The sequence below is a fragment of the Blastococcus sp. SYSU D00922 genome (genome assembly GCF_054050495.1).
The window spans coordinates 237,696-262,283 of record NZ_JBJGZL010000005.1; the positions used below are offsets into that span (position 1 = coordinate 237,696).

Annotated in this window: 26 protein-coding genes and 1 pseudogene; 20 read left to right on the forward strand and 7 right to left on the reverse strand. The window is 74.5% G+C overall.

Going from position 1 to position 24,588, the window contains the following annotated elements; genetic code table 11:
- Nucleotides 1–79: 79 nt before the first annotated feature.
- On the forward strand, nucleotides 80–487 hold the full coding sequence (locus ACI78T_RS10105; protein ID WP_456557957.1) for a hypothetical protein: 408 nt from the start codon (nucleotides 80–82) through the stop codon (nucleotides 485–487).
- Here the strand turns inward: ACI78T_RS10105 and ACI78T_RS10110 are convergent.
- Nucleotides 447–1,109, reverse strand: a complete 663-nt coding sequence (locus ACI78T_RS10110) for a TrmH family RNA methyltransferase (protein ID WP_456557958.1) — start codon at nucleotides 1,107–1,109, stop codon at nucleotides 447–449. The two genes, ACI78T_RS10105 and ACI78T_RS10110, sit on opposite strands and share 41 nt — an antisense overlap.
- A 33-nt stretch (nucleotides 1,110–1,142) precedes the next feature.
- Here ACI78T_RS10110 and rlmN point away from each other — a divergent pair, with 33 nt between their 5' ends.
- Entirely contained in the window at nucleotides 1,143–2,318 is a 1,176-nt protein-coding gene (rlmN, locus tag ACI78T_RS10115) for a 23S rRNA (adenine(2503)-C(2))-methyltransferase RlmN (RefSeq protein ID WP_456557959.1), read from the forward strand.
- Nucleotides 2,315–3,031 carry a VIT1/CCC1 transporter family protein gene (locus tag ACI78T_RS10120; protein WP_456557960.1) on the forward strand — a complete coding sequence of 239 codons (717 nt, stop codon included), beginning with the start codon at nucleotides 2,315–2,317 and terminating at the stop codon, nucleotides 3,029–3,031. Before rlmN ends, ACI78T_RS10120 begins: the two co-directional genes overlap by 4 nt.
- Nucleotides 3,032–3,037: 6 nt before the next feature.
- Here ACI78T_RS10120 and ACI78T_RS10125 read toward each other — a convergent pair whose 3' ends face one another.
- The 3 genes from ACI78T_RS10125 to ACI78T_RS10135 all read right to left on the reverse strand — a co-directional run bounded on the left by ACI78T_RS10125 (nucleotide 3,038) and on the right by ACI78T_RS10135 (nucleotide 5,294).
- Nucleotides 3,038–3,907 carry an LCP family protein gene (locus ACI78T_RS10125; protein ID WP_456557961.1) on the reverse strand — a complete coding sequence of 290 codons (870 nt, stop codon included), beginning with the start codon at nucleotides 3,905–3,907 and terminating at the stop codon, nucleotides 3,038–3,040.
- Nucleotides 3,908–4,002: 95 nt separating this feature from the next.
- Entirely contained in the window at nucleotides 4,003–4,842 is an 840-nt protein-coding gene (locus ACI78T_RS10130) for a hypothetical protein (protein WP_456557962.1), read from the reverse strand.
- Between the two features lie 164 nt (nucleotides 4,843–5,006).
- Complete coding sequence (locus ACI78T_RS10135; protein ID WP_456557963.1) at nucleotides 5,007–5,294, reverse strand: DUF2631 domain-containing protein; 288 nt, start codon at nucleotides 5,292–5,294, stop codon at nucleotides 5,007–5,009.
- A 130-nt stretch (nucleotides 5,295–5,424) separates the two neighbouring features.
- Here ACI78T_RS10135 and dxr point away from each other — a divergent pair, with 130 nt between their 5' ends.
- A complete protein-coding gene (dxr, locus tag ACI78T_RS10140; protein ID WP_456557964.1) occupies nucleotides 5,425–6,630 on the forward strand; it encodes a 1-deoxy-D-xylulose-5-phosphate reductoisomerase in 1,206 nt (401 codons plus the stop codon).
- A 46-nt stretch (nucleotides 6,631–6,676) separates the two neighbouring features.
- Complete coding sequence (locus tag ACI78T_RS10145) at nucleotides 6,677–7,999, forward strand: M50 family metallopeptidase (RefSeq protein WP_456557993.1); 1,323 nt, start codon at nucleotides 6,677–6,679, stop codon at nucleotides 7,997–7,999.
- On the opposite strand, the gene ACI78T_RS10150 is transcribed toward ACI78T_RS10145, so the two are convergent.
- Entirely contained in the window at nucleotides 7,918–8,859 is a 942-nt protein-coding gene (locus tag ACI78T_RS10150) for an EamA family transporter (protein ID WP_456557965.1), read from the reverse strand. The two genes, ACI78T_RS10145 and ACI78T_RS10150, sit on opposite strands and share 82 nt — an antisense overlap.
- A 72-nt stretch (nucleotides 8,860–8,931) precedes the next feature.
- Here ACI78T_RS10150 and ACI78T_RS10155 point away from each other — a divergent pair, with 72 nt between their 5' ends.
- From ACI78T_RS10155 to ACI78T_RS10170, 4 genes are all read left to right on the forward strand, one after another.
- Complete coding sequence (locus tag ACI78T_RS10155; protein ID WP_456557966.1) at nucleotides 8,932–9,894, forward strand: LysR family transcriptional regulator; 963 nt, start codon at nucleotides 8,932–8,934, stop codon at nucleotides 9,892–9,894.
- Nucleotides 9,895–9,968: 74 nt separating this feature from the next.
- A complete protein-coding gene (ispG, locus tag ACI78T_RS10160) occupies nucleotides 9,969–11,129 on the forward strand; it encodes a flavodoxin-dependent (E)-4-hydroxy-3-methylbut-2-enyl-diphosphate synthase (protein ID WP_456557967.1) in 1,161 nt (386 codons plus the stop codon).
- 5 nt (nucleotides 11,130–11,134) lie between these two features.
- Nucleotides 11,135–11,986: a GNAT family N-acetyltransferase gene (locus ACI78T_RS10165; RefSeq protein WP_456557968.1), complete on the forward strand. Its 852-nt coding sequence runs from the start codon at nucleotides 11,135–11,137 to the stop codon at nucleotides 11,984–11,986.
- A gap of 31 nt (nucleotides 11,987–12,017) precedes the next feature.
- Entirely contained in the window at nucleotides 12,018–13,907 is a 1,890-nt protein-coding gene (locus ACI78T_RS10170; RefSeq protein WP_456557969.1) for a penicillin-binding transpeptidase domain-containing protein, read from the forward strand.
- A 13-nt stretch (nucleotides 13,908–13,920) separates the two neighbouring features.
- On the opposite strand, the gene ACI78T_RS10175 is transcribed toward ACI78T_RS10170, so the two are convergent.
- On the reverse strand, nucleotides 13,921–14,391 hold the full coding sequence (locus tag ACI78T_RS10175; RefSeq protein WP_456557970.1) for a ferritin-like domain-containing protein: 471 nt from the start codon (nucleotides 14,389–14,391) through the stop codon (nucleotides 13,921–13,923).
- Nucleotides 14,392–14,403: 12 nt separating this feature from the next.
- Nucleotides 14,404–14,892 (reverse strand): hypothetical protein, encoded by a 489-nt coding sequence (locus tag ACI78T_RS10180; protein WP_456557971.1) that lies wholly within the window; start codon nucleotides 14,890–14,892, stop codon nucleotides 14,404–14,406.
- 259 nt (nucleotides 14,893–15,151) lie between these two features.
- On the opposite strand from ACI78T_RS10180, the gene rimP reads away from it, so the two are divergent.
- The 11 genes and pseudogenes from rimP to truB all read left to right on the forward strand — a co-directional run bounded on the left by rimP (nucleotide 15,152) and on the right by truB (nucleotide 24,587).
- Nucleotides 15,152–15,796, forward strand: a complete 645-nt coding sequence (rimP, locus tag ACI78T_RS10185) for a ribosome maturation factor RimP (protein ID WP_456557972.1) — start codon at nucleotides 15,152–15,154, stop codon at nucleotides 15,794–15,796.
- Nucleotides 15,793–16,905, forward strand: coding sequence for a transcription termination factor NusA (gene nusA, locus ACI78T_RS10190; protein ID WP_456557973.1), 1,113 nt, complete (start codon nucleotides 15,793–15,795; stop codon nucleotides 16,903–16,905). Before rimP ends, nusA begins: the two co-directional genes overlap by 4 nt.
- Before the next feature lie 41 nt (nucleotides 16,906–16,946).
- Nucleotides 16,947–17,192, forward strand: a complete 246-nt coding sequence (locus tag ACI78T_RS10195) for a YlxR family protein (protein ID WP_456557994.1) — start codon at nucleotides 16,947–16,949, stop codon at nucleotides 17,190–17,192.
- A gap of 177 nt (nucleotides 17,193–17,369) precedes the next feature.
- Nucleotides 17,370–17,516: pseudogene (locus tag ACI78T_RS10200) on the forward strand (translation initiation factor IF-2 N-terminal domain-containing protein); the annotation flags it as partial.
- Nucleotides 17,517–18,389: 873 nt separating this feature from the next.
- Nucleotides 18,390–20,225, forward strand: a complete 1,836-nt coding sequence (infB, locus tag ACI78T_RS10205) for a translation initiation factor IF-2 (RefSeq protein ID WP_456557995.1) — start codon at nucleotides 18,390–18,392, stop codon at nucleotides 20,223–20,225.
- A 24-nt stretch (nucleotides 20,226–20,249) separates the two neighbouring features.
- The gene (locus tag ACI78T_RS10210) at nucleotides 20,250–20,552 is read left to right on the forward strand and encodes a DUF503 domain-containing protein (protein WP_456557974.1); all 303 of its coding nucleotides are present in this window, start codon (nucleotides 20,250–20,252) and stop codon (nucleotides 20,550–20,552) included.
- Between the two features lie 61 nt (nucleotides 20,553–20,613).
- Nucleotides 20,614–21,123, forward strand: a complete 510-nt coding sequence (rbfA, locus tag ACI78T_RS10215; protein ID WP_456557975.1) for a 30S ribosome-binding factor RbfA — start codon at nucleotides 20,614–20,616, stop codon at nucleotides 21,121–21,123.
- Nucleotides 21,120–21,362 carry a hypothetical protein gene (locus ACI78T_RS10220; protein ID WP_456557976.1) on the forward strand — a complete coding sequence of 81 codons (243 nt, stop codon included), beginning with the start codon at nucleotides 21,120–21,122 and terminating at the stop codon, nucleotides 21,360–21,362. The genes rbfA and ACI78T_RS10220 overlap by 4 nt, the downstream gene beginning before the upstream one ends.
- Before the next feature lie 29 nt (nucleotides 21,363–21,391).
- On the forward strand, nucleotides 21,392–22,375 hold the full coding sequence (locus tag ACI78T_RS10225) for a DHH family phosphoesterase (protein WP_456557977.1): 984 nt from the start codon (nucleotides 21,392–21,394) through the stop codon (nucleotides 22,373–22,375).
- Nucleotides 22,372–23,673, forward strand: coding sequence for an MATE family efflux transporter (locus ACI78T_RS10230; RefSeq protein ID WP_456557978.1), 1,302 nt, complete (start codon nucleotides 22,372–22,374; stop codon nucleotides 23,671–23,673). The genes ACI78T_RS10225 and ACI78T_RS10230 overlap by 4 nt, the downstream gene beginning before the upstream one ends.
- Nucleotides 23,670–24,587, forward strand: a complete 918-nt coding sequence (gene truB / locus ACI78T_RS10235) for a tRNA pseudouridine(55) synthase TruB (protein ID WP_456557979.1) — start codon at nucleotides 23,670–23,672, stop codon at nucleotides 24,585–24,587. Before ACI78T_RS10230 ends, truB begins: the two co-directional genes overlap by 4 nt.
- Nucleotide 24,588: the final 1 nt, after the last annotated feature.

The window sequence follows — 24,588 nt, forward strand, 5'->3', positions numbered from 1 at the left end:
GCCCCGGGATCGATGCGGCGGGCGGGCGCCGGTTCCTAGCGTTCCCGGCGCCGTTCCACCCCTCGCCCAGGAGAACCCCATGCCCACCACCACTGCTCCCGCCCCCGTCGCCGCTCCGTCCCGCACCCGGTCCGCCCTGCTCCGGGGCACGCGGATCCTGCTCGGGGCCTTCGGTGCCTTCAAGCTCGGCGGCACCGCGTACTTCCTCTTCTTCGCCACCGCCGAGCAGGGCGGTGACCCCGAGGGACTGGGCGACTGGTCCGTCGGCGTCTGGTCGACCGCCCTCGCGATCGCCTTCCTCGTCGCCGCGGTCCGGCTCGGCCGCGACGCTCGCGTCGTGCCGGCGCTCGGCGCCGTGCTGGCCCTCGACCTGGTGTTCAGCGCGGTGAAGCTGACCGTCTACGACGAGCCGGAGGCGGTCCTCTTCATGGCCGTCGACGTCGTGGTCATCGGCCTGCTGGCACTTCTCCGCCGGCGTGCTGCCTGATCCAGGCGTGCATGGCGATGCCCGCCGCGACGCCCGCGTTGATCGACCGGGTCGAGCCGAACTGGGCGATCGAGAGCACGCCGTCGGCCGCGTCCCGGGCCTCGTCCGAGAGGCCGGTGCCCTCCTGCCCGAACAGCAGCACGCACGCCCGAGGGAGCTCGGCCGTCTCCAGCGGCCGGGCTCCCGGCAGGTTGTCGACGGCGAGCAGTGGCAATCCGGCCGCCCGGGCCCACGCGACGAGCCCGTCCACGTCCGGGTGGTGGCGCACGTGCTGGTACCGGTCGGTGACCATCGCCCCCCGGCGGTTCCAGCGCTGCCGCCCGATGATGTGCACCGCCTCGGCGAGGAAGGCGTTGGCGGTCCGGACCACGGTGCCGATGTTCAGGTCGTGCCGCCAGTTCTCGATGGCGACGTGGAAGGGGTGCCGGCGGCGGTCGAGGTCGGCGACGATCGCCTCGACGGTCCAGTAGCGGTACGCGTCGACGACGTTGCGGCGGTCCCCGTGCGCGAGCAGCTCGGGGTCGTACCGGGGGGCGGACGGCCACGGTCCCTCCCACGGACCGACCCCGACGGTGTCGAGCGGTGCCTCCGGCGGGGTGAGGTCTGTCTCGCGCTCGGCCATCCGGGCCACGCTAGTGGGACCATGGGCGGCGCCATGACTGCCCTTCCGCTCGTCTTCGACGCCCCGCGCCGCGGGATGCCCCCGCGCCACCTCGCCGACCTGTCGCCCGAGGAGGCCCGCGCGGCGGTCACCGAACTCGGCCAGCCGGCGTTCCGGGCCGACCAGCTGGCCCGCCACTTCTTCCGCGGCGTCACCGACCCGGCGCAGATGACCGACCTGCCGGCGGCCTCCCGCGAGGCGCTGACCGAGGCGCTGCTGCCGGGGCTGCTGACCGTCGTCCGCCACCAGACGGCCGACAACGGGCGGACCCGCAAGACGCTGTGGCGGCTGCACGACGGCGCCCTCGTCGAGAGCGTCCTCATGCGCTACCCCGACCGCGCGACGGTCTGCATCTCCAGCCAGGCCGGCTGCGGGATGGCCTGCCCGTTCTGCGCGACCGGCCAGCAGGGCCTGACCCGCAACCTGTCCGCCGCCGAGATCATCGGCCAGGCGGTCGCTGCTGCGGCCGCGATGGCGAACGGGGAGATCGACGGCGGGCCCGGGCGGCTCTCCAACGTCGTCTTCATGGGCATGGGGGAGCCGCTGGCGAACTACGCCCGGGTGCGCAAGACGCTCGACGCGCTGCTCACGCCCGCCCCGCACGGGCTGGGGCTGTCGCAGCGCTCGGTTACCGTCTCCACGGTGGGCCTGGTGCCGGCGATCCGCCGGCTCACCGACGAGGGGCGCAACGTCACCCTCGCGGTAAGCCTGCACGCGCCCGACGACGAGCTCCGCGACACCCTCGTGCCGATCAACACCCGCTGGAAGGTCGCCGAGGTCATCGACGCCGCGGACGCCTACGCGCGCAAGACCGGCCGCCGGTACTCGATCGAGTACGCGCTGATCCGCGACGTGAACGACCAGCCCTTCCGGGCCGACCTGCTCGGCAAGCTGCTGGCCGGGAAGCTCGCGCACGTGAACCTCATCCCGCTCAACCCGACGCCGGGCAGCCCGTGGGACGCCAGCCCCCTGCCGGCGCAGCGCGAGTTCGTCGCCCGGCTGCGCGCCGCCGGGGTGGCGACGACGGTCCGCGACACCCGGGGACAGGACATCGACGGCGCCTGCGGGCAGCTGGCCGCCGCCGACCGGGTCGAGGGCGTGCCCAGCGTGGCCGTGCCGGTGCCGTCGGTCGAGCCGCCGGTGGAGCTGGGCGCCGAGGGCGACGCGTGAACTCGGCGCCGGCCGACGCGGAGGCGCACGAGCACAGCCACGGGGACGTCTCCGGCGGCTGGCTGCGCGCCGCCGTCTTCGGCGCCATGGACGGCCTGGTCACCAACACCGCGCTCGTCGCCGGGGTGGGCGGCGGGGGTGCCGCGCCGCGGGCCATCGTGCTGGCGGGGACGGCGAGCCTCGTGGCCGGCGCCATCTCCATGGCGCTCGGCGAGTACACCTCGGTGAAGACGCAGAACGAGCAGCTCGACCTCGAGGTCGAGAAGGAACGCCGCGAGCTCGAGCGCAACCCCGAGGGGGAGCTCGCCGAGCTGATCGAGATGCTGCGGGTGCGCGGGGTCGACGACCGCCTGGCGCGCAAGGTCGCCGTCCAGCTGTCCCGCGACCCGGAGACGGCCCTGCGGCTGCACGTCGTCGCCGAGCTGGGGCTCAACCCGGAGGACAAGCCCTCGCCGATGACGGCGGCGGTCTCCTCCTTCTTCACGTTCGGCACCGGCGCGCTGCTGCCGCTGGTGCCGTACCTCCTCGGGGCCTCGCTGCTGTGGGTCGCCCTGCTGTGCGGCGGGCTGGGGCTGCTGGCCGCGGGTGCCCTGTCGTCGCGGTTCACCCCGCGGCCGTGGTGGTTCGCCGGCCTCCGGCAGCTGCTGTTCGGCGCGCTCGCGGCGGGCGTGACGTACGCGATCGGCTCGGCGATCGGCGTCGCCGTCGCCTGATCCGGCTCAACGGGAGCAGGACATCCCGGCGGCGGCCAGCACGGCTGTGGTCTCCTCGTCGGCGCGACGGCGCAAGCCCTCCTCGTCGACCACCTCTGCCGGAAGCACCTGGGCATCGGACACGTCAGTCAGCGCCAGGTCCGCCAGGTCGGCGACCGAGGTGCCGGTGTCCGCGGTCAGCGCGCCGCTCGCCGTCCAGGCCAGGTGCTGGGCACGCCACGGACGGGCCACCGACCCGCGTGCGGCCGCCGCGAGCGCGGCCAGTACGGCGCCGGCGGCCGCCGAGCGCCCTTCGGGGTCGGGGCGCTCGGGGATCCACGTCCCGTCGACGAGCCGTTCGGGATGACGCGAGCGCACCAGCGCCAATGCCGTGCGGCCGTCCACCCGCTGCAGTCCGGCCCGCCGGATCTCCAGGGACGCAGCCGGGTCGCGGACCGGTTCCGGGACCTCCACCTCGATGCCGCCGAGCGCATCGACCATCGCGGCGAACCCGGCGAGGTCGACAGCGATCAGGTGGTCGGTCGCGATCCCGAGGGAGCAGAGCGCGTCGACGGTCATCTGCGGCCCTTCGGGCCACGTCACCGCCAGGCGGATCCGGCGGACGCCCAGGTCGGCCTGGAGATCCCGCGGCACCGAGAGCACCGTCGTCCTCCCGTGGTCCTCGTGCACCACGATGATCACGTCGGCACGGCTACCGGGGACGTCCTCGGCCGTGCCGAATTGCGCGCGGGGGGCGCCCTCCGGCAGCGCGACCCGGGAGTCGGTGCCGAGGAGCACCCAGGTGGTGCCCGCTCCGTCGGGGAGGGCGACGTCGACCCGCTGGATCCGGGACTGCAGCACCGCCGCGTCGCTGGTGAGCAGGGCCGCGACCAGCACGGCCGCGACGAGGCAGACGCGTCGTGCACGGCGCAGACGCCACGGACGCCGGCCGGAGGGGATCCGGCCGGCGTCCGTGGACGTGGGGAGCACTGTCAGTTCCGCGCAGCTCCGGAAGCGCGACGACGCGAGGCCACGAGGGCCCCGGCGCCGGCGACGACGAGCGCCGAGCCGGCGATCAGCGGCACCGTGACGTCGGCACCGGTGCTGGCCAGCCGCTTGCCGGCGGCGACGGAGACCGGGTACGACACGACGCTCCCGTCGGCGCGCGTCACCTTCAGCTCGTGCGCACCGGCCGGCGTGCCGGCGGGCACGCTGAAGCGGGCCGTGACCACACCCTGAGCATCGGCCGTGAACGTGCCGATGGTCCGCGGGGTCGAGTGCAGCACCAGCTTGACCACCTCGCCCGGGGCGTAGCCGGTCAGCTTGAGCACTCGCACCTCGCCGGGCGCCGCGGGAGCGTCGGGCGTCAGGGACTGCCCGGGCGCCGCGGTGACGGTGACGACGCCGTTGGTGGCCTTGGTGACGGTGGCCGCGCCCGCACCGACGGTGGCCTGCACCTGGGGGTAGGCGATGTCGCCGTTGTAGGTGCCGCAGTACGCGGACACCGTGTACTTGCCGGAAGGCAGCGTCGCCGGGAGGGTCAGCTGCACCGACCAGTTGCCCTGGGCGTCCGGGGTGATCGACTTGCCATCACCCGCCTGCCCGTAGCTGATGCCGGCGTCGACGCCGGTGACCGGCTGGCCCACGGTGGCGGCCGAGCAGCCCGTGCCCGAGATGGTGAGGCTTCCGCCCGGCGAGACCGTGCCGGGGGCCACGGTGGGGGCGGGCAGCGAGACGTCGGCCGCCGCGGAGGGGGCGAGGACGACACCCGCGGCCGCCACGAGGGCAGCCACCCCGGTGGTCGTGGCGAGGCGGGCGAATGGCGTGGGCATCGGGCGCTCCGGAGCATCGGCGACCCGGAGAGTTCCGGATCTGGTGCGCCCTTTTCTAGCGAGCTCCGCGCCGGGTCGGGCCTAGATGATCTAGAGAGACACGACCATGTTTTGCCCTTGCAGCGGCAAAAGCCTACAAACGGCAACCCGTGACAGGTTCGTCCTTACCGGCTGCGCCAGGCGTTCTTCCGCCGGAAGATGTCCCACACCAGGATCAGCACCATCACCAGGGCGATCCCGACGATCCAGAGGTCCTCCATCCGGCCCTCGTGGTTGCCGAACAGGTAGGTCAGGAGGATGAGGACGGCGACCCAGGCGCCGATCCGGCCCTTCTTGCCCGTCTCGCCGTGCCAGCCCCAGTCCTCGGGGCGCTCGTGCTCGACCGGGTGGTCACCGACGCGGACGACGCCCTCTTCACGACCGGGCTGGTTGACCCGCTGGGTCTCGCTCACGCGCTGCTCCTCGATGGCACTCGTCGACCGGCTCGTCCCGCACGTTCGCGGGCACGGTCATTCTGGCAGGCCCCGGCGCCGGACACCGGGCGAGGTGGCGCGCCGACGGCGCGTTGCGACCTCGGGAAGGATGCAGCCCGTGAGTTCACCCCGTCAGGTCACGCTGCTCGGCTCCACCGGCTCGATCGGCCGGCAGGCGATCGCCGTCGCCCAGCAGAACCCCGACCGGCTGCAGATCACCGGCCTGGCCGCCGGGGGAGGGGACGTCGCCCGGCTCGCCGAGCAGGCGCTGGCCCTCGGCGTCCGGACCGTCGCCGTCGCCCGCGCGACCGCGGCCCAGGACCTGCAGCTCGCCTTCTACGCCGAGGCCTCCCGGCGGGGCTGGGCCAAGGGGGAGTACTCGCTCCCCGAGATCCTGGCCGGTCCGCGAGCGGCCGAGGAGCTGGCCGCCCGCCCCGCGGACGTCGTCCTCAACGGGATCACCGGCTCGATCGGCCTCGGGCCGACCTTGTCGGCGCTGCGGGCCGGCCGCACCGTGGCGCTGGCGAACAAGGAGTCGCTCATCGCCGGCGGCGCGCTCGTCACCGAGGCCGCTGCCCCGGGGCAGCTCGTCCCGGTGGACTCCGAGCACTCGGCGCTGGCCCAGTGCCTGCGGGGCGGGGCGCGGGACGAGGTCGCCCGGCTGGTGCTGACCGCGAGCGGCGGCCCGTTCCGCGGGCGCACGGCGGACCAGCTCGCCGACGTCACGGTCGAGCAGGCCCTGGCCCACCCCACGTGGGACATGGGGCCCGTCGTCACCATCAACTCCGCGACGCTGGTCAACAAGGGCCTGGAGCTGATCGAGGCGCACCTGCTCTTCGGCGTCCCGTACGCCGACATCGACGTCGTGGTGCACCCCCAGTCGATCGTCCACTCGATGGTGACGTTCGCCGACGGCGCGACGATCGCCCAGGCCAGCCCGCCGGACATGCGGCTGCCGATCGCCCTGGCCCTCGCCTGGCCGGACCGCCTGCCCGTCGTCCAGCCGGCGCTGGACTGGGGAGGAGCGAGCTCCTGGGAGTTCTTCCCCCTCGACGAGGCCGCCTTCCCCGCGGTCCGGCTGGCGCGGGCGGCCGGCGAGGCGGGCGGTGTCGTCCCGGCGCTGTACAACGCCTCGAACGAGGAGGCCGTGGCCGCCTTCGTGGCGGGTCGGCTGTCGTTCCGGGGCATCGTCGACCTCGTCGCGCGTACCCTCGACGACGCGCCGGACCTCGGCGTCCCCACCTGCGTCGAGGACGTCCTGGCGGCGGAGAAGTGGGCCCGGGAGCACGCCCGGGCGGTCATCGCCGGAGGCTGAACTGAGCGGGCTGCTGCTGAGCGTCCTGGGGATCGTCGCCTTCGCGATCGGGCTGCTCTTCTCGATCGGCTTCCACGAGGCCGGCCACTTCTACTGGGCGCGGAAGTTCGGCATGCGCGTCCCGCAGTTCATGGTGGGCTTCGGCCCGACGATCTTCTCGCGCACCCGGGGCGAGACGGAGTACGGCATCAAGGCCGTCCCGCTCGGCGGCTACATCCGCATCGTCGGCATGATCCCGCCGGCCGAGGAGGGCGAGAGCAAGCGCGCCACCCGCATGCGCAGCTTCATCGCCGAGGTGCGCGGCCAGGCGCTCAACGACGTCCTGCCGACCGACGGCGACCGGGTCTTCTACAAGAAGCCCTGGTGGCAGCGGGTGATCGTCATGTTCGCCGGGCCGTTCCACAACCTGGTGCTGGCGGTCCTCTTCTTCACGATCGTCCTCACCGCCTTCGGCGTCCCCGAGCCGTCCACGACGATCGAGCGGGTGCCCGGCTGCGTGCTGCCCGCCGGCGCCGACACCGCCGGCGAGGAGAACGCCTGCGAGCTGCCGATCACCGCCGAGGGGCGGACGTGCGAGCTCGGCGACGCCGGGTGCGCGCTGCCCGAGCGCAGCCCTGCCGCCAAGGCCGGGCTCCTCCCGGGCGACACGATCGTGGCCATCGACGGCGAACCGGTGCCCCAGGAGACGGAGGTCGGCTGGGACCAGGTCCAGCGGACCATCCAGCGCAGCCCCGACGAGCCGGTCGTCTTCACCATCGAGCGGGACGGCGAGGAGCAGGAGCTCACCGTCACCCCGATCGAGAACACCGTCTACGCCTCCGCCGAGGGCACCGAGACCGAGGTCGTGGGCTACGTCGGCATCGGGCCCACCCAGCCCTACGTGCAGCAGTCGATCACCGAGGTCCCCGGCTTCCTGGGGAACTACGTCGTCGGCGCGCTCGACCGGCTCGCGGAGATCCCGCAGAAGATCCCGGCGCTGTTCCGCGCGGCGTTCCTCGGCGAGGAGCGCGACCCGCAGGGCCCGATCGGGGTGGTCGGCGTCGGGCGGATCTCCGGGGAGATCTTCGCCCTGGACGAGATCACGACCAGCGAGAAGATCAGCACGTTCTTCTCGCTGCTGGCCGGCGTCAACCTGGTGCTGTTCCTGTTCAACCTGCTGCCGATCTACCCGCTCGACGGCGGCCACGTGGCCGGGGCGCTCTACGAGAAGGCCCGCTCGACGGTCGCCCGGCTGCGCGGGCGGCCCGATCCCGGCCCGTTCGACATCGCCCGGCTGATGCCGGTCGCCTACGCCGTGGCCGGGGTCTTCCTGGCCTTGTCGGCGCTGCTGTTCATCGCCGACATCGTCAACCCGATCACCCTGGGCTGAACCGGCCGGGAGGCGAACAGCACTCCGGCGACGACCAGGACGCCGGCGGCCAGCTCGACGGGGTCGAGCACCTCGCCGAAGGTCAGCCACGACGCGAGGACGCCGACGACCGGCACGAGCATCGAGAACGGCGCCACGACGTTCGACGGGTGCCGGGACAGCAGCACGTTCCAGATGCCGTAGCCGATCAGCGTGGCCACGACGACCACGTAGAGCAGCCCCAGGACCGACGGCAGCGCGTCGACCGTGAGGGCACCGGCGAGCGACCGGCCGATCCGTCCCGGCCCCTCGACGACCAGCGCGACGGCCAGCATGGGCAGCGGCGGCACCACGGCGGTCCAGAGCGTCAGGTGCAGCGGGTTCGGCGCCTTCGCCTGCCGGCTGCACACGTTGCCGATCGCCCAGCCCAGCGCGCCGCACAGGGTCAGGACGACGGGGATCCACGCCGCCGACTGCGCGCGGTGGACGGCGATGACAGCGAGCCCCGCGACGGCCACCGCGACGCCGGCGAACTGGCGGAGCGACAGCTTCTCGTGCAGCCAGATGCCGGCGATGAGGACCGTGAACGGCGCCGAGGCCTGGAGCACGAGCGAGGCCAGGCCGCTGGGCATCCCGGCCGCCATGCCCAGGTACAGGAAGGTGAACTGGAGGATCCCGATGCCGACCCCCACGCCGATCAGCCAGCGCAGCGGCACCCGGGGGCGCGGCACGAACAGGAGGGCGGGCACCGCCACCAGGGCATAGCGCAGCGCCACCATGAACAGCGGCGGGAAGTGCTCGAGCGCCAGGGCGGTCGCGGGGAAGTTCACCCCCCAGCAGACGGCGACGAGGCAGGCGAGCAGGCGGTCGCGGAGAGGCACGTGGACGACCTTCTGCGCCGAGCCGATGAAGGACAAGCGCAATTCAGGGAAGCGACCTTGTAGCGTCGCTTCATGATCCCTGACCGGCCGGAGCTGTGGGACCGCGTCGACGTCGTCCACCTCGCCGTCCTGCGCGAGCTGGCGGAGCACGGTTCGGTCACCGGGGCCGCGCGGGCGGCGGGGATGTCGCCGTCGGCCGTGTCGCAGCAGCTCAAGGTGCTCCAGCGCCGGCTCGGCGTCGTCCTCGTCGAGCGGGTCGGGCGCGGGGTGCGCCTGACCGACGCCGGGCGGGAGCTCGCCGGCATCGCCACGACGGTCTCGACCGCGCTGGCGGCCGCGGCGGCCGAGTGGCAGAGCTACCACGGTGCGGTCCGCGGCACGGTGCGGGTGGCGACGTTCCACTCGGCGGGGGAGCTGCTCGTGCCGGGCCTCCTGGAGCGGATGACCGCTCACCCGGACGTCGCCGTCGAGACCTTCGACGAGGACGTCTCGCAGGACGACTTCGCCGGCCTGACCGCCGCCTACGACATCGTGATCGCCCACCGGTCCGACGACGTCGAGCCGCCCTCGCGCGGCGCCGTGTCGGTCCACCCGCTGCTCCGCGAGCCGCTCGACGTCGCACTGCCGCTGGACCACCCGCTCGCGGGGCGGTCGAGGGTCGCACCGGCGGACGTCATCGACGAGGACTGGATCGCCCCGCCGGCCGACTTCCCGATCGACCGCGTGCTGACCGCCGTCGCGGCGCAGGCACGGTCCCCGGTCCGCGTGGTACGCCGCACGACTCACCTCCCGCTGATGGAGAAGCTGGTCGCCCGCGGGCACGGGATCGCGCTGCTGCCGCGGCACACCACGCGCGAGCGCGCGGAGGGCCGGCTGGCGCTGGTGCCGCTGGCCGACCTCCGCGCGGGGCGCGTCATCGAGGCGCTGGTGCGCCCGGACCGTGCCGCGCGCCGCGCCGTGCGGGTCGTCCTTGACGCGCTGGTGGCCGAGTCGGCCCCCTACGCGGCGCCGGGGGAGCGGGTCGCTCCCGGGTGAGGCCGCGGTCGGGGACAGCGCACGTCACAGGCGCGCCACCAGCATCGATCGCATCGCGGGGGATACTGGCTGTCATGGCGATCCCCGTCGGTCTCGGCATGCCCGCTGCACCTCCTCCCGTGCTCGCACCCCGGCGGAAGACCCGCCAGCTGAACGTGGGCGGCGTCGGCGTCGGCAGCGACTTCCCGGTCAGCGTCCAGTCGATGTGCACCACCAAGACGGCGGACATCAACGCGACGCTGCAGCAGATCGCGGAGCTCACCGCATCCGGCTGCCAGATCGTGCGCGTGGCGGTGCCCGACACCGACGACGCCGAGGCGCTGCCGATCATCGCCAAGAAGTCGCAGATCCCGGTCATCGCCGACATCCACTTCCAGCCGCGGTACGTCTTCGCGGCCATCGACGCCGGCTGCGCCGCCGTGCGCGTGAACCCCGGCAACATCAAGAAGTTCGACGACAAGGTCGGCGAGATCGCCCGCGCCGCCAAGGACGCCGGCATCCCGATCCGCATCGGCGTCAACGCCGGCTCCCTCGACAAGCGGCTGCTCGCCAAGTACGGCAAGGCGACGCCGGAGGCACTCGTCGAGTCGGCGCTCTGGGAGTGCTCGCTGTTCGAGGAGCACGACTTCCGCGACATCAAGATCTCGGTCAAGCACAACGACCCGGTCGTCATGGTCCGCGCCTACGAGCTGCTCGCCGCGCAGTGCGACTACCCCCTGCACCTCGGCGTCACCGAGGCCGGCCCGGCGTTCCAGGGCACGATCAAGTCGGCCGTCGCCTTCGGCGCCCTCCTCAGCCAGGGCATCGGCGACACCATCCGCGTCTCGCTGTCCGCGCCTCCCGCCGAGGAGGTCAAGGTCGGCAACCAGATCCTCGAGTCGCTCAACCTCCGCCAGCGCGGGCTGGAGATCGTCAGCTGCCCGTCGTGCGGGCGCGCGCAGGTCGACGTCTACAAGCTCGCCGACGAGGTGACCGCCGGGCTCGAGGGCATGGAGGTCCCGCTGCGGGTCGCGGTCATGGGCTGCGTCGTGAACGGCCCGGGCGAGGCCCGCGAGGCCGACCTCGGGGTCGCGTCCGGCAACGGCAAGGGCCAGATCTTCGTCAAGGGCCAGGTCGTGAAGACCGTGCCGGAGTCGCAGATCGTGGAGACCCTCATCGAGGAGGCCATGCGCATCGCGGCGGAGCAGACGGCGGACGGGACGCCCTCCGGGCCTCCGGTCGTCAGCGTCAGCTGACCCCGGTGCTCCGCACGTCCGCCGCCCGCGTGCTCGACGAGGGCGACGAGCCGGCCGTCCACCGGCTGCTCGCGACCGATCCCGTGGCGGCGTGCGTCATCGCCGGCCGGGTGGAGTCCGCCGGCACGGCACCGACGTCGCTCGGCGCGCCGCTGTGGGGCTTCGGTGGCGGCGCCGACCTGGAGGCGATCTGCCTCGCCGGGGCCAACCTGATCCCGTTCGCGCTGCCGGGCGCCGAGATCGCCTCGGCGGCCGCCTTCGCCGAACGTGCCCGGCGGGCCGGTCGCCGCTGCTCGACGATCGTCGGCCCCGCCTCGTCGGTCGCGCCCCTGTGGGACCTGCTGGCCCCGCACTGGGGGCCGGCGCGCGACCACCGGCCCCGGCAGCCGCTGCTGGCCATCTCCGGCCCGCCGGCGGTGCCGGCCGAGCCCCGCGTGCGGCCGGTCCGGCCCGCGGAGCTGGAGACGCTGCTCCCGGCCGCCATCGCCATGTTCACCGAGGAGGTCGGCGTCAGCCCGCTGCGGGTCGACGGCGGTGCCGGCTACCGCGCGCGCGTCTCGGAGCTCGTCCGCGCCGGTCAGTCCCTCGCCTGGATCGAGCAGGGCGAGGTGATCTTCAAGGCCGAGATCGGCGCGGTGTCGCGGTCCGCGTGCCAGGTGCAGGGCGTCTGGGTGGCCCCCGCGCACCGCGGCCGCGGCATCGGCACCGCGGGGACGGCGGCGGTCGTGGAGTACGCCCGCACGACGATCGCCCCCGTCGTGAGCCTGTACGTCAACGACTTCAACACCACGGCCCGCGCCGCCTACGCCCGCGTCGGGTTCGACGAGGTCGGGCAGTACGCCAGCGTGCTGTTCTAGAACCGGCGAGTCCGTCTGGAATGGTGGTCCCGTGCCGACTCGGGGACCCGCTCTCGCCACCACGCTCCTGCTGCTGACCGCGCCCGCCCTCGCGGCGTGCTCCGGAAACGCCGAGGACGACGTCCGGGCCGCCGCGACGGCGTTCCTGGACGCCTGGGCGTCCGGCGACGTCGCCGAGGCGGCCGGAGCGACGACCGATCCCGACGCCGCCACCGCGCTGCTGGAGCAGACCGCCACCGATCTCCCGGATGCGACGCTGGGCACCGATCTCGGTCAGGTGACCGTCGAGGACGGCACCGCGACGGTGGGCTGGACGGCCACCTGGGACCTGGCCGCCGCGCCGGAGTGGACCTACGAGTCGACGCTGCGCCTCGAGGAGGGCGACGACGAGTGGCAGGTCGTCGCCGAGCCGACCCTGGTGCACCCCGAGCTGGGGGAGGGGCAGCACCTGGAGCTCACCCGCACCCTCCCGGACCGGGCGCCCATCACCGACGGGACCGGGGCGCCGCTGTTCGCCCCCACCGAGGTCGTCAACGTCGGCGTGGACACCGGGCAGGTCACCGACCTCCCCGCCCTCGCGGCGGCGCTGTCGGCGGCCACCGGGGTCGACGCGCAGACGATCACCAGCGACGTCCAGGCCGCCCCGCAGGGGCAGTTCGTCCCCGTCATCACCCTGCGCCGGCCCGACTTCGAGGCCATCCGCGCCCAGGTCTTCGACCTGCCCGGGGCCGTCTTCCCGACGTCCACCCGCCTCCTCGCGCCCAGCGCCCGCTTCGCCGAGGCCCTGCTGGGCCGGGTGGGCGACGCCACCGCCGAGGTGATCGAGGAGTCGCAGGACGAGGGCGCCCCGCGCTACGCGGCCGGTGACCAGCTGGGCCTCTCCGGCCTCCAGCGCGCCTTCCAGGAGCAGCTCAGCGGCACGCCGGGGTTCACCGTCTCCGTCGTCAGCACGGACGAGGGCACCGCGGACGCGGGGGTGGAGATCGGGTCGGTCGAGCCGGAGCCCGGCACGCCGGTCCAGACGCCGCTGGTCCCCGCGATCCAGAACGCCGCGGACGCCGCGGTGGCGGGTCAGCCGCTGCCCACGCACCTCGTCGTCGTCCGGCCCGGCACGGGCGAGATCCTCGCCGTCAGCTCCAACGAGGTGGCCGACGCCGGGAACGCCCTGCGCGGCCAGTTCCCGCCCGGGTCGAGCATGAAGACGATCACCGCGACGGCGCTGCTGTCGACGGGCGCCGTCACGCCCGGCACCCCGGTCGCCTGCCCGGGCACCACCGTGGTCGAGGGGCGCGAGTTCGAGAACCAGGACCAGTTCGACCTGGGCACCGTGCCCTTCACGGAGGCCTTCGCCGAGTCGTGCAACACCACCTTCATCCAGCAGGCGCTCGAGCTGCCCGACGGAGCGCTGGCCGAGGCCGCGGCGTCCTACGGCGTCGGCACGGAGTGGCAGCTGCCGGTCGGCATCTTCGGCGGCAGCGTGCCCTCGGACAGCACCGGCACGACCAAGGCGGCCAACGCCATCGGCCAGGGTCAGGTCCTGATGAGCCCCGCGCAGCTGGCGCTCGTCGCCGCGGGCGTGGCCAGCGGGACCCCGGCCGCGCCGGTCGAGGTCGTCGGCGGCGAGGCCGCCGGCCCGGCGCCGGCGGGTCCTGGTCAGGCGGTGCTGGACGCGCTCCGGCCGCTGATGCGCCAGGTCGTGCTCAGCGGGACCGCCACGGCGCTGGCGGACCGGGGTGAGGTCTACGGCAAGACCGGGACCGCCGAGTTCGGGGACAAGACCCCGCCGGACTCGCACGGCTGGTTCATGGGCTACCAGCTCCAGGGGCCGCAGGGCGACATCGCGTTCGCCGTGCTCGTGGAGGCCGGTCAGTCCAGCAGCGTCGCCGTCGGCGTCACCGACGCCTTCCTCGGCGGTCTGTGAACGCCGGGCCGGTTCAGCGGGCCGGGAGGCCGGGGAACGCGTTCGTCGTCGGCGTCCGGCCCGCCGCCGCCCGCCAGGCGACCGCCCGGACCTCGGCGGCCGAGAGGGCCCCGACGGCGAGCTCGCGGGTGCTGCGCTCGACCGACTGGTCCAGGACGCGGACCCACGCCGCGGCCACGCCGTCCTCCAGGACGACGGCGAGCGCCGCGGCATCTGTGGCCGACAGCACCGGGAAGGGGAGCGCGTAGGCGCCCTCGGCGTCCACCGGGTCGGCACCCCGTTCCGCGAGGAGGGTGACTACCCGGTCGCGGACGTCGCGGTGCGCGACCTCCGAGGTCGCCGCCGAGGCCTGCGCGCCGGCGTCGAGGGCGGCGCCCACGACGCCGTACCCCCACACCGCCGCGTGCTCGGCGGCCAGCGCCTCGGAGAGCGCGGTGTTCTCGGAGCGCTCGTCCAGGGCGCCGTCGGATCCCTCGTCAGCCATGTCGGGCCTCCGTCATGCCAGTCGTCCGTCCTGCCCGGCGAGCCCGGCGGCGATCGACCCCAGCAGTGCCGCCCGCGCGCCGGACTGGTCGACGCAGGCAGCGGCGTGCGAGGCGGCGGCGGTGGCCACCTGGCCCCGCAGCCAGGCCCGGGTGCCGGGCGCCGGAGGCGCCTCCTGGGCCGGCGCGCCGGAGGACGTGGGGCTGCCGGGCGCCGCCGCCCGCAGGCGCGTCAGCTGCTCGTCGGCCTGGGCGGCGAGATCGGCCACCTCGGCGGCCAGCGCGGGATCGGCCGCGCCCGCGGCGGCGAAGGCGGACACGACCGCCTCCTGCACCGCGATCTGCGCGCCCAGCTCGTCGGCCTGCTCGCTGGTGACCTGCTCGCGCTCGTCGGCGGACGAGGACGTGCAGCCCGTCGCCAGGACGGCCAGCCCGGCCGCGGAGGCGGCGAGCAGGGTGCGCCGGGAGAAGCCCCGGGGGCCGGTGCGGAGCGGAGAGGACATCGCCGCCATTCTCGCAGCCGCTCACGCGCCGTGCCGGTAGTGCGACCAGGCGCGTCCGGCCGTGCGTCACGGGCGGACCGTGCGCCCCTCCGTTCCCACCACGGGTCCCCGGTGCGCGGTCCGGCCGCCGTTCGCGGGGCGGTAACCTGACCACTTCCCCCCAACCCGGGCCCGAGCTGCGCCGAAGGCCGGTCGGCGCCGGATCGGCGGGGTATGGCGTCCCGCACGAGGCGGCCGCTCGAGCCCGGAGGAGGAGACCGTGTCCACCTCTCACGGCACCCAGCGCACCGACCCCGCCACGGCGCGGCTGACCGGCTGGATCGAGCCGGTGGTCGGCGCCGCCGGCTACGACCTCGAGGAGCTCGTCGTGACCCCGGCCGGGCGGCGCAGCGTCGTCCGCGTGGTGGTCGACCGCGACGAGGGGGTGACCCTGGACGACATCGCCGAGGTCAGCCGCGCGGTCTCGGAGGTGCTCGACCGCCACGACGACGGCATGGGCCGGGCGCCCTACGTGCTCGAGGTGACCAGCCCCGGCGTCGACCGGCCGCTGACCGAGGAGCGGCACTGGCGGCGGAACACCGGCCGCCTGGTGACCGTCGCCGTCGGACCGGCCGGCCGCACGCAGGAGGTCACCGGCCGCGTGACGGCGGTCGACGGGACCGGCGTGACCCTGGCCGTCGAGGCGCAGGGCAAGCCCGGTGCGAAGAAGCGGCCGCCCACACCCCGCGAGGTGCCTTGGGCGGAGCTGGGCACCGGCCGGGTGCAGGTCGAGTTCGGGCGGGGCGGGTCGGGAGACGGCCCGGGCGACGACGACCCGGCGGACGACGACCTGGCCGACGACACGGACTTCGACGACGACATCGAGCCCGGCGGCGTGCCGCAGGCGCGAGGAGGAGCACAGTGAACATCGACGTCACCGCGCTCAAGGCGGTCGAGCGGGAGAAGGGCATCCCCGCCGACACGGTGATCGAAGCCATCGAGACGGCGCTGGTGACGGCGTACCGGCACGCCGACGGCGCCGCCAAGCACGTGCGCGTCCACGTCGACCGCAAGAGCGGCGAGGTCGCCGTCCTGGCTCAGGAGCTCGGTCCCGACGGCGAGGTCGTGCGGGAGTGGGACGACACCCCCACCGACTTCGGGCGGATCGCGGCGAGCACCGCCAAGCAGGTCATCGTCCAGCGGCTGCGCGACGCCGAGCACGAGCAGACCTTCGGCGAGTACGCCGGCAAGGAGGGCGACATCGTCAGCGGCATCGTGCAGGCGCACGACCGCCGCAACGTGCAGGGGACGGTGCTCATCGACATCGGCAAGGTCGAGGCGGTCCTGCCGCAGGCCGAGCAGGTGCCCGGCGAGGAGTACGCCCACGGCAGCCGCATCAAGGCCTACGTGGTCTCGGTCGCCCGCACCTTCCGCGGCCCGCAGGTCACCGTCTCCCGCACGCACCCGCACCTGGTGCGCAAGCTGTTCGCGCTCGAGGTGCCCGAGATCGCCGACGGCAGCGTCGAGATCGTCGCCGTCGCCCGTGAGGCGGGGCACCGCTCGAAGATCGCCGTCCGCACCTCGGTGCCCGGGCTGAACGCCAAGGGCGCGTGCATCGGGCCGATGGGCCAGCGGGTGCGCAACGTCATGAGCGAGCTGCACGGCGAGAAGATCGACATCGTCGACTGGTCCGACGACCCGGCGACCTTCGTGGCCTCGGCCCTGAGCCCGGCACGGGTGAACAGCGCCCGGGTGGTCGACCCGCAGGCCAAGGCGGTCCGCGTCATCGTGCCGGACTTCCAGCTGTCGCTGGCGATCGGCAAGGAAGGGCAGAACGCACGGCTGGCCGCCCGCCTGACCGGCTGCCGGATCGACATCCGCAGCGACGCCCAGCCCGACGACGACGCGGCACCCTCGCCCGGGGTGGGTCGGCCCCCGCTGCGGTCCGGGGCGCCCGCGGGAGCGCAGGCCGGCCGGCCCCCGCACCGGGGCTCACCCCGACGGGCGGAACATCCCGGCCCCGCCACGCGCTAGAGTGCAGGGTGGTCGAAACGTCTGAACCGGTCCGCACCTGCGTGGGGTGCCGGCGACGCGCTCCGGCCAGTGATCTGCTGCGTGTCGTCCTCAGCTCCGGGGCCCTGGTCCCGGATCCACGGCGGCGGCTCCCCGGCAGGGGGGCGTCGGTGCACCCCACCCCGGAGTGCCTGCACGCGGCGGAGCGACGCCGGGCCTTCGCCCGGGCGCTGCGCCTCCCCGGAGGCGGTAGCGCACCGGTGGAGGTCGGTCCGCTCCGTGACCACGTCCTCGGAACCTCGTCCTGAGGTTCCCGGCCGCGGGCGGAACGGGCGACAGCAGTTCTCAGTCGGGCCGGCACCAGGCCGGTCCGCACGTCGACAGGACACCGTCGGATGACTCAGCCGTGAAGTTCTCACGATGACCATGCGCCACTAACGACGAGGTCGAGCGGGCAAGCCGCCGGCCTCACCAAGAGGAGACCCGTGCCAGGCAAAGCCCGCGTACACGAACTCGCCAAGGAGTTCGGTGTCGACAGCAAGACCGTGCTCGCCAAGCTCAAGGAGCAGGGCGAGTTCGTGAAGTCCGCGTCCTCCACCGTCGAGGCCCCCGTGGCCCGTCGGCTCCGGGAGGCGCTGGGCGCCAGCACCGGCGGCGGCAACGGCTCGGCGGCCCCCAAGCCCGCCGCTCGCCCGAGCGCCCCGGCCGCGCCCGCCGCTCCGGCGGCTGCCGCCCCGGCGGCCCCTGCCGCTCCGGCTGCCCGTCCGGCCGCGCCCGCTCCGGCGCCGCGTCCGGCCGCTCCGGCGCCGCAGGCTCCCGCCGCGAGCGCCCCGACCCAGCAGCCGGCCGCGCCGCGCCCGGCCGCGCCCCGTCCCGGCCCCGCCGGTGGTTCGGCGCCCGCTGGTGCCGGTCCGCGTCCGGGTCCCCGTCCCGCGCCGCGTCCGGGCAACAACCCGTTCAGCTCCCCGCGTCCGGCCGCCCCGCCGGCGGCCGCTCCGGGTGCCGGCGCCGGTCCCCGTCCGGGTCCGGCCGCGCCCGGCGCCCGTCCGGCGCCCGGCGGTCCGCGCCCCGGTCCGGGTGGGCCCCGTCCCGCTCCCGGTGCCGGTGGCCCGCGTCCCGCGCCCGGCGCCGGCGGTCCCCGTCCGGCCGCCGGTCCCGGCGGTCCGCGTCCCAACCCGGGGATGATGCCGCAGCGCCCGTCGCCCGGCATGATGCCCGGTCGCTCGGCCGGGGCCGGTCGTCCCGGCGGCGGTCCCGGTGGGCCCGGTGGCCGTGGCCGCCCGGGTGCTCCCGGCGGCGGCGGTGGCTTCCGTCCCGGCGGCGGTGGCGGTGCCCCCGGTGCCGGCGCGCCCGCCGGTGGTGGCTTCCGTGGTGGCGGCGGTGGCCGTGGCCGTGGCCGTGGTGGCTCGGGTGCCGGTACCGCCGGCGCCTTCGGCCGTCCCGGTGGTCGCGGTCCGGTCCGTGGCCGCAAGAGCAAGAAGCAGCGGCGTCAGGAATTCGACTCGATGGCCGCGCCGTCGATGGGTGGCGTCCAGCTGCCCCGCGGCAACGGGCAGACCGTCCGGCTGCCCCGTGGCGCGTCGCTGACCGACCTGGCCGAGCGCATCAACGCCCAGCCGGCCGCGCTGGTCACCGCCCTGTTCCACCTGGGCGAGATGGTCACCGCGACGCAGTCGGTCAACGACGAGACGCTGCAGCTGCTCGGTGCCGAGATCGGCTGGAACATCCAGGTCGTCAGCCCCGAGGACGAGGACCGCGAGCTGCTCGAGACCTTCGACCTCACCTTCGGTGACGAAGAGGGCGACGAGGACGACTGGTCCGCCCGTCCGCCGGTGGTGACCGTCATGGGTCACGTCGACCACGGCAAGACGAAGCTGCTGGACGCGATCCGCGACGCCAACGTCGTGGCCCGCGAGGCCGGTGGCATCACCCAGCACATCGGCGCCTACCAGGTCGTCACGGAGCTGGAGGGCGAGGAGCGCCCGATCACCTTCATCGACACCCCGGGTCACGAGTCGTTCACCGCGATGCGTGCCCGAGGCGCGAAGGTCACCGACATCGTCGTCCTGGTCGTCGCGGCCGACGACGGCGTCATGCCGCAGACGGTCGAGGCGCTCAACCACGCCCAGGCCGCCGAGGTGCCGATCGTGGTCGCGGTGAACAAGGTGGACAAGGAGGGGGCCAACCCCGCCAAGATCCGCCAGCAGCTCACCGAGTACGGCCTGGTGGCCGAGGAGTACGGCGGCGACACGATGTTCGTCGACGTCTCGGCGATCACCCGCCAGGGCATCGACGACCTGCTCGCCGCGATCCTGCTCACCGCCGACGCCTCGCTGGACCTGCGCGCCAACACCGAGCAGGACCCGCAGGGTGTCGTCATCGAGGGCAAGCTGGACAAGGGCCGCGGCCCCGTCGCCACGGTGCTCGTCCAGCGCGGCACGCTGCGCCAGGGCGACTCGATCGTGGCCGGCGACGCCTACGGTCGCGTCCGGTCGCTGCTCGACGAGCACGGCAACAAGCTGAAGGAGGCCCTGCCGGCCCGCCCCGTGCAGGTCGTGGGTCTCACCTCGGTGCCGCGTGCCGGCGACACCTTCCTCGTCGTCGAGGAGGACCGCGTCGCCCGGCAGATCGCCGACCGTCGTCAGGCCCGCATCCGCAACGCGCAGAACGCGTCCATGCGGAAGCGGATCAGCCTCGAGGACCTCGACGCGGCGCTCAAGGAGAACCGCCAGCTCAACCTGATCATCAAGGGCGACAACTCGGGCACCGTCGAGGCGCTCGAAGAGGCGCTGATGAAGATCGAGGTGAGCGACGACATCTCGCTGCGGGTCATCCACCGCGGCGTCGGCGGCATCACCAAGAGCGACATCGACCTGGCGCTGGCCGACGACGTCATCGTCCTGGGCTTCAACGTCCGGGCCGAGGGTCAGGCCACCGAGCTCGCCAACCGCGAGGGCGTGGACGTCCGGTACTACACGGTCATCTACCAGGCGATCGACGAGATCGAGGCCGCCCTCAAGGGCATGCTCAAGCCCGAGTACGAGGAGGTCCAGCTCGGCACGGCGGAGGTCCGCGAGGTCTTCCGGGTGCCGCGCATCGGGAACGTCGCCGGTTCGCTGGTCCGGAGCGGGACCATCGTCCGGAACTCGAAGGCCCGCCTCATCCGCGACGGGGCCGTGGTCGCCGACAACCTGACGGTGGAGTCCCTCCGCCGGTTCAAGGACGACGCGACCGAGGTCCGCGAGGGCTACGAGTGCGGTATCGGCCTGGGGTCGTTCAACGACATCAAGGTCGACGACGTGATCGAGACCTTCGAGATGCGTGAGATCCCGCGCACCTGAGGGGCAGCAGTCTGAAGGGAGGCGGTGAGCGTGTTCACCGGCACGCTCACCGCCGACCTCTTGCTGGGCGACGTCCACTCGCTCAAGGGCAAGCGCGCCGTGGTCCGGCCGATCGTGGCCGAGCTCCGGCGGCGGTTCGCCGTGGCCGCGGCCGAGGTCGGTGACCAGGACCTGCACCGTCGCGCGCAGGTCGGCGTCGCCACCGTCGCCGGGGACGCCGGTCAGGTGACCGACGTCCTCGACGCGTGCGAGCGGTTGCTGGCCGAGCGGCCGGAGGTGACGCTGCTGTCGACGCATCGTCAGCTCTTCGCCGACGACGACTTCTGAAGCCGGCGCCCGCCCGCACCATCCACCGGCGTCCCCTGGACGCCCCGTCTGAGGAGGTCCGATGGCCGACCCGGCCCGCGCCCGCAAGCTGGCGGTGCGCATCCGTCAGATCGTCTCCGCCGCGATCGAGACGCAGATCAAGGACCCCCGCCTGGGCATGGTGACCGTCACCGACGCCCGCGTGACCGGTGACCTCCGCGAGGCCACGGTGTTCTACACCGTCTACGGCGACGAGACGCAGGTCGCCGACTCCGCCGCCGCGCTCACCAGCGCCACCGGCGTGCTCCGCTCCACGGTCGGCAAGCAGACCGGCATCAAGTTCGTGCCGACGCTGACCTTCGTCGCGGACATCGTCCCGGACACCGCGCGGGACCTCGAGGAGGCGCTCGAGCGTGCCCGGCACGCCGACGCGGAGCTGGCCCGGGCCCGCGAGGGCGCGCAGTACGCCGGCGAGGCCGACCCGTACAAGCGCCCGGCCGAGGACGACGACGAGGACGACGACACGGTCGCGTCCGGATCTGCCGATGACAGTGACGAGGACATCTCCGTGCAGAGCAGGAGCGCGTCGTGAGCGAGAACGACCCGGACCCCCACGAGCCCGACGAGGGCCAGGGGACGTCCGTGCTGGGCGGCCAGAAGGTCCCCGGCGCCGGTGACCCGACCGACGGCGGCAAGCGCGGCGAGCTGGGGGAGGCCCCGAGCATCGCCGCCGACGAGCCGGAGGACGGGTCCAGCTACCCGGTCGGTGGCGGCTCGGTGCAGGAGGAGAAGAACGCCCCTCCGGTCGCCGACCCCGGACCGGACGCCTGATCCGCGTGTCCGTCTCCTCGTCCCGTGCGGTGGCGTCCCGCCTCCGCACCGCCGCCTCGGTGCTGGCCGAGGCCGCCGACTCCCGCGCCACCGTCGTGTTGTCCGGGCACGTGCAGCCCGACGCCGACGCCCTGGGCAGCACCTTGGCCCTGGCCGAGGGTCTCCGCCGTCGCGGGGCGCGCGTCCTCGTGACCTTCCCCGACCCGTTCACGCTCCCGGCCTCGCTCGGCTGGCTGCCGGGCGCCGAGGGCCTGGTCCCGTCGGCGACCGTGCCGTCCTCGCCGGACGTGTTCGTGAGCCTCGACGCGGCATCGCCGGCGCGTCTCGGCGAGCTGGCGCCCCTGCTGGACTCGGCCGGGACGTCGGTGGTCGTCGACCACCACGCCAGCAACCCCGGCTTCGGGGACGTGCGGCTCGTCGACGGCGGCGCACCCGCCACGGTCACCCTGGTCGCGGGCCTGCTGGACGAGCTGGGGATCACGCTCGACCCGCAGCTGGCCACCCTGCTCTACGCCGGCCTGGCCGCCGACACCGGTTCCTTCCGCTTCGGGAACACGCGCCCGGACACCCACGAGCTCGCGGCCCGGCTGCTGGCGACGGGCATCGACCACTCCGACATCAGCCGCCGCCTCTTCGACACGGCCCCGTTCGGCTGGCTGGGGCTGCTGTCGGTCGTCACCGGCCGCGCCGTGCTGGAGCCCGAGGTCGGTGCCGGTCTGGTGTGGACGTGGTCGAGCACCGCCGAGGCCGGCGAGCACGGGCTGCCCGGTGAGCAGCTCGAGGCGCTCGTCGACGTCGTCCGCTCCACCGAGGAGGCCGACGTGGCCTGCGTCCTCAAGGGGCAGGACGACGGGTCGTGGTCGGTCTCGTTGCGGTCCCGCGGCGCGACGGACGTCGCCCGCGTCGCCATGGCCCTCGGCGGGGGCGGGCACAAGCTGGCCGCCGGGTACAGCTCGCACCTCGACCGCGAGAAGACCGTCGAGGCGCTCCGCCGGGAGCTCACCGCGGAGTGACCCGCAGCCCCTCCGTGCTCTCGTTGGCTGTTCCCGCCCTCGTGGTGCTGGCGGCCGAGCCGCTGTACCTCCTCGTCGACACCGCCGTGGTCGGCAACCTGGGCACCGTCCCGCTCGGCGGGCTGGCCGTCGGCGGCGGACTGCTCGCCTGGGCGGCGGCCCTGCTCAACTTCCTCGCCTACGGCACGACCGCCCGGGCGGCCCGCCGGGCCGGCGCCGGTGACCGGGACGGCGCGGTCGCGGAAGGGGTGCAGGCCACCTGGCTCGCGCTCGCCCTGGGCTTCGGCGTGCTCGTCCTGTTCCAGCTGCTGGCCGGGCCGCTCACCCGGCTCCTGGCCGGCGGTGGTGGAGCCGTCGCGGAGGCGGGGGAGCAGTGGCTCCGGGTCGCCAGCCTCGGGGCGCCGCTCCTGCTCGTGTCGCTCGCCGGCAACGGCTGGCTGCGCGGTGTCCAGGAGCTGCAGCGGCCCGTCCGCTACGTGCTCGCCGGCAGCCTGCTGAGCCTCGTGCTCTGCCCCCTGCTGGTGCACCCGGTCGGCCTGGGCCTGGTCGGCTCGGCCGTCGCGAACGTCGCCGGTCAGGCCCTGACCGCCGGGTTGTTCGTGCGCGCGCTGGTGCGCGAGGGCGCGGCCTGGCGCCCCCGGCCCGCGGCCCTGCGCAACCAGCTCGTCATCGGCCGCGACCTGCTCGTGCGCGCCGCCGTCCTGCAGATCTCGTTCCTCGTCGCCGCCGGCGTGGCCGCCCGCGCGGGGACGGCGTCCCTCGGCGCGCACCAGATCGCCCTGCAGCTGTTCTTCTTCCTCGCCCTGGTGCTCGACGCCTACGCCATCGCGGCGCAGACGCTGGTCGGGCACGCCCTCGGGGCCGAGCGGCCCGCCGAGGCCCGCGCCACAGCGTCCCGAGTGGCCCTCTGGGGACTCGGCACCGGTGTGCTGGTCGCGGCGGTGCTGCTGGCGGCGCGCGACGTCCTCCTCCCGCTCTTCACCGACGACCCCGCCGTGCTCGCGCAGGCCGAGGTGGTGTGGTGGTTCCTCGCGGGCATGCAGCCGCTGGCCGGGGTGGTGTTCGCCCTGGACGGCGTCCTCATGGGCGCCGGGGACGTCGGCTACCTGCGCACGGTGACGATCGGCTCGGCCGTCGTCGGCTTCCTGCCCCTGTCGCTGCTCTCCCTCCCACTCGGCTGGGGGCTGGCCGGGGTGTGGACGGGGCTCTGCCTGTTCATCGGGCTGCGGCTGGTCGGCGTCCTGGTGCGGGTGGCGGGTGACCGCTGGCTGACCGCGCCTGCAACGGTGGGGACGTGAGCCCCAAACGTCCTGACGCCGACGTCCCACCCGGTCTGCTGCTGGTCGACAAGGCAGGCGGCATGACGTCCCACGACGTCGTCGCGCGCGCCCGCCGGGTGCTGTCGGTGCGCAAGGTCGGCCACGCGGGCACCCTCGACCCGATGGCCACCGGCCTGCTCGTGCTCGGCGTCGGCGCCGCGACCCGCCTCCTCGGGTACGTGGGCGGGCACGACAAGACCTACGAGGCGACCATCCGCTTCGGGCAGTCGACGGTCACCGACGACCGCGAGGGCGAGGTCCTGGCGACGGCGTCGACGGCGCACCTGGACGACGCCGCGGTGCGGAGCGCGCTCGCCGCGCAGACCGGGCCGCTGCAGCAGGTGCCCTCGGCGGTCAGCGCGGTCAAGGTGGAGGGCCGGCGCTCCTACGACCGGGTGCGCGCCGGTGAGGCGGTCGAGCTGGCCCCACGTCCGGTCACCGTCCACCGGCTCGACGTGCACGGGATCCGGCGCCCGGAGCCGGACCTGGTCGACGTCGACGTCACGGTCTCCTGCACGGCCGGCACCTACATCCGGGCGATCGCCCGGGACGCCGGCGCCGCGCTGGGCGTCGGCGGCCACCTCACCGCCCTGCGCCGCACCGCGTCCGGGCCGTTCTCCGTCGAGAACGCGGCGCCGGTCGAGGAGGCGGGCGCCGCGCTGGCCGCCGGGGGAGGGGACGGCTTCCTGCCCCTCACGCGGGCGGCGACGCTGGTCTTCCCCTCCCGCGCCGTCACCGTCGAGGAGTCGCGGGCGCTGGGCTACGGCCAGCGGATCCCGGCCACCGGCGCACCCGGCCTGCACGCCGCCGTCGACCCGGACGGCCGGCTGGTCGCCCTGCTCGAGGACGCCGGGAGCACCGCGCGGGTGGCCGTCGGCTTCCCCGCGGCGTGAG

Bases quoted from the DNA above. Each gene is read 5' to 3' on its own strand.
- ACI78T_RS10105 (WP_456557957.1), top strand. From the start codon at position 80: ATGCCCACCACCACTGCTCCCGCCCCCGTCGCCGCTCCGTCCCGCACC.
- ACI78T_RS10110 (WP_456557958.1), bottom strand. From the start codon at position 1,109: ATGGCCGAGCGCGAGACAGACCTCACCCCGCCGGAGGCACCGCTCGAC.
- rlmN (WP_456557959.1), top strand. From the start codon at position 1,143: ATGACTGCCCTTCCGCTCGTCTTCGACGCCCCGCGCCGCGGGATGCCC.
- ACI78T_RS10130 (WP_456557962.1), bottom strand. From the start codon at position 4,842: ATGCCCACGCCATTCGCCCGCCTCGCCACGACCACCGGGGTGGCTGCC.
- dxr (WP_456557964.1), top strand. From the start codon at position 5,425: ATGCAGCCCGTGAGTTCACCCCGTCAGGTCACGCTGCTCGGCTCCACC.
- ACI78T_RS10155 (WP_456557966.1), top strand. From the start codon at position 8,932: ATGATCCCTGACCGGCCGGAGCTGTGGGACCGCGTCGACGTCGTCCAC.
- ispG (WP_456557967.1), top strand. From the start codon at position 9,969: ATGGCGATCCCCGTCGGTCTCGGCATGCCCGCTGCACCTCCTCCCGTG.
- ACI78T_RS10175 (WP_456557970.1), bottom strand. From the start codon at position 14,391: ATGGCTGACGAGGGATCCGACGGCGCCCTGGACGAGCGCTCCGAGAAC.
- ACI78T_RS10180 (WP_456557971.1), bottom strand. From the start codon at position 14,892: ATGTCCTCTCCGCTCCGCACCGGCCCCCGGGGCTTCTCCCGGCGCACC.
- infB (WP_456557995.1), top strand. From the start codon at position 18,390: ATGGCCGCGCCGTCGATGGGTGGCGTCCAGCTGCCCCGCGGCAACGGG.
- rbfA (WP_456557975.1), top strand. From the start codon at position 20,614: ATGGCCGACCCGGCCCGCGCCCGCAAGCTGGCGGTGCGCATCCGTCAG.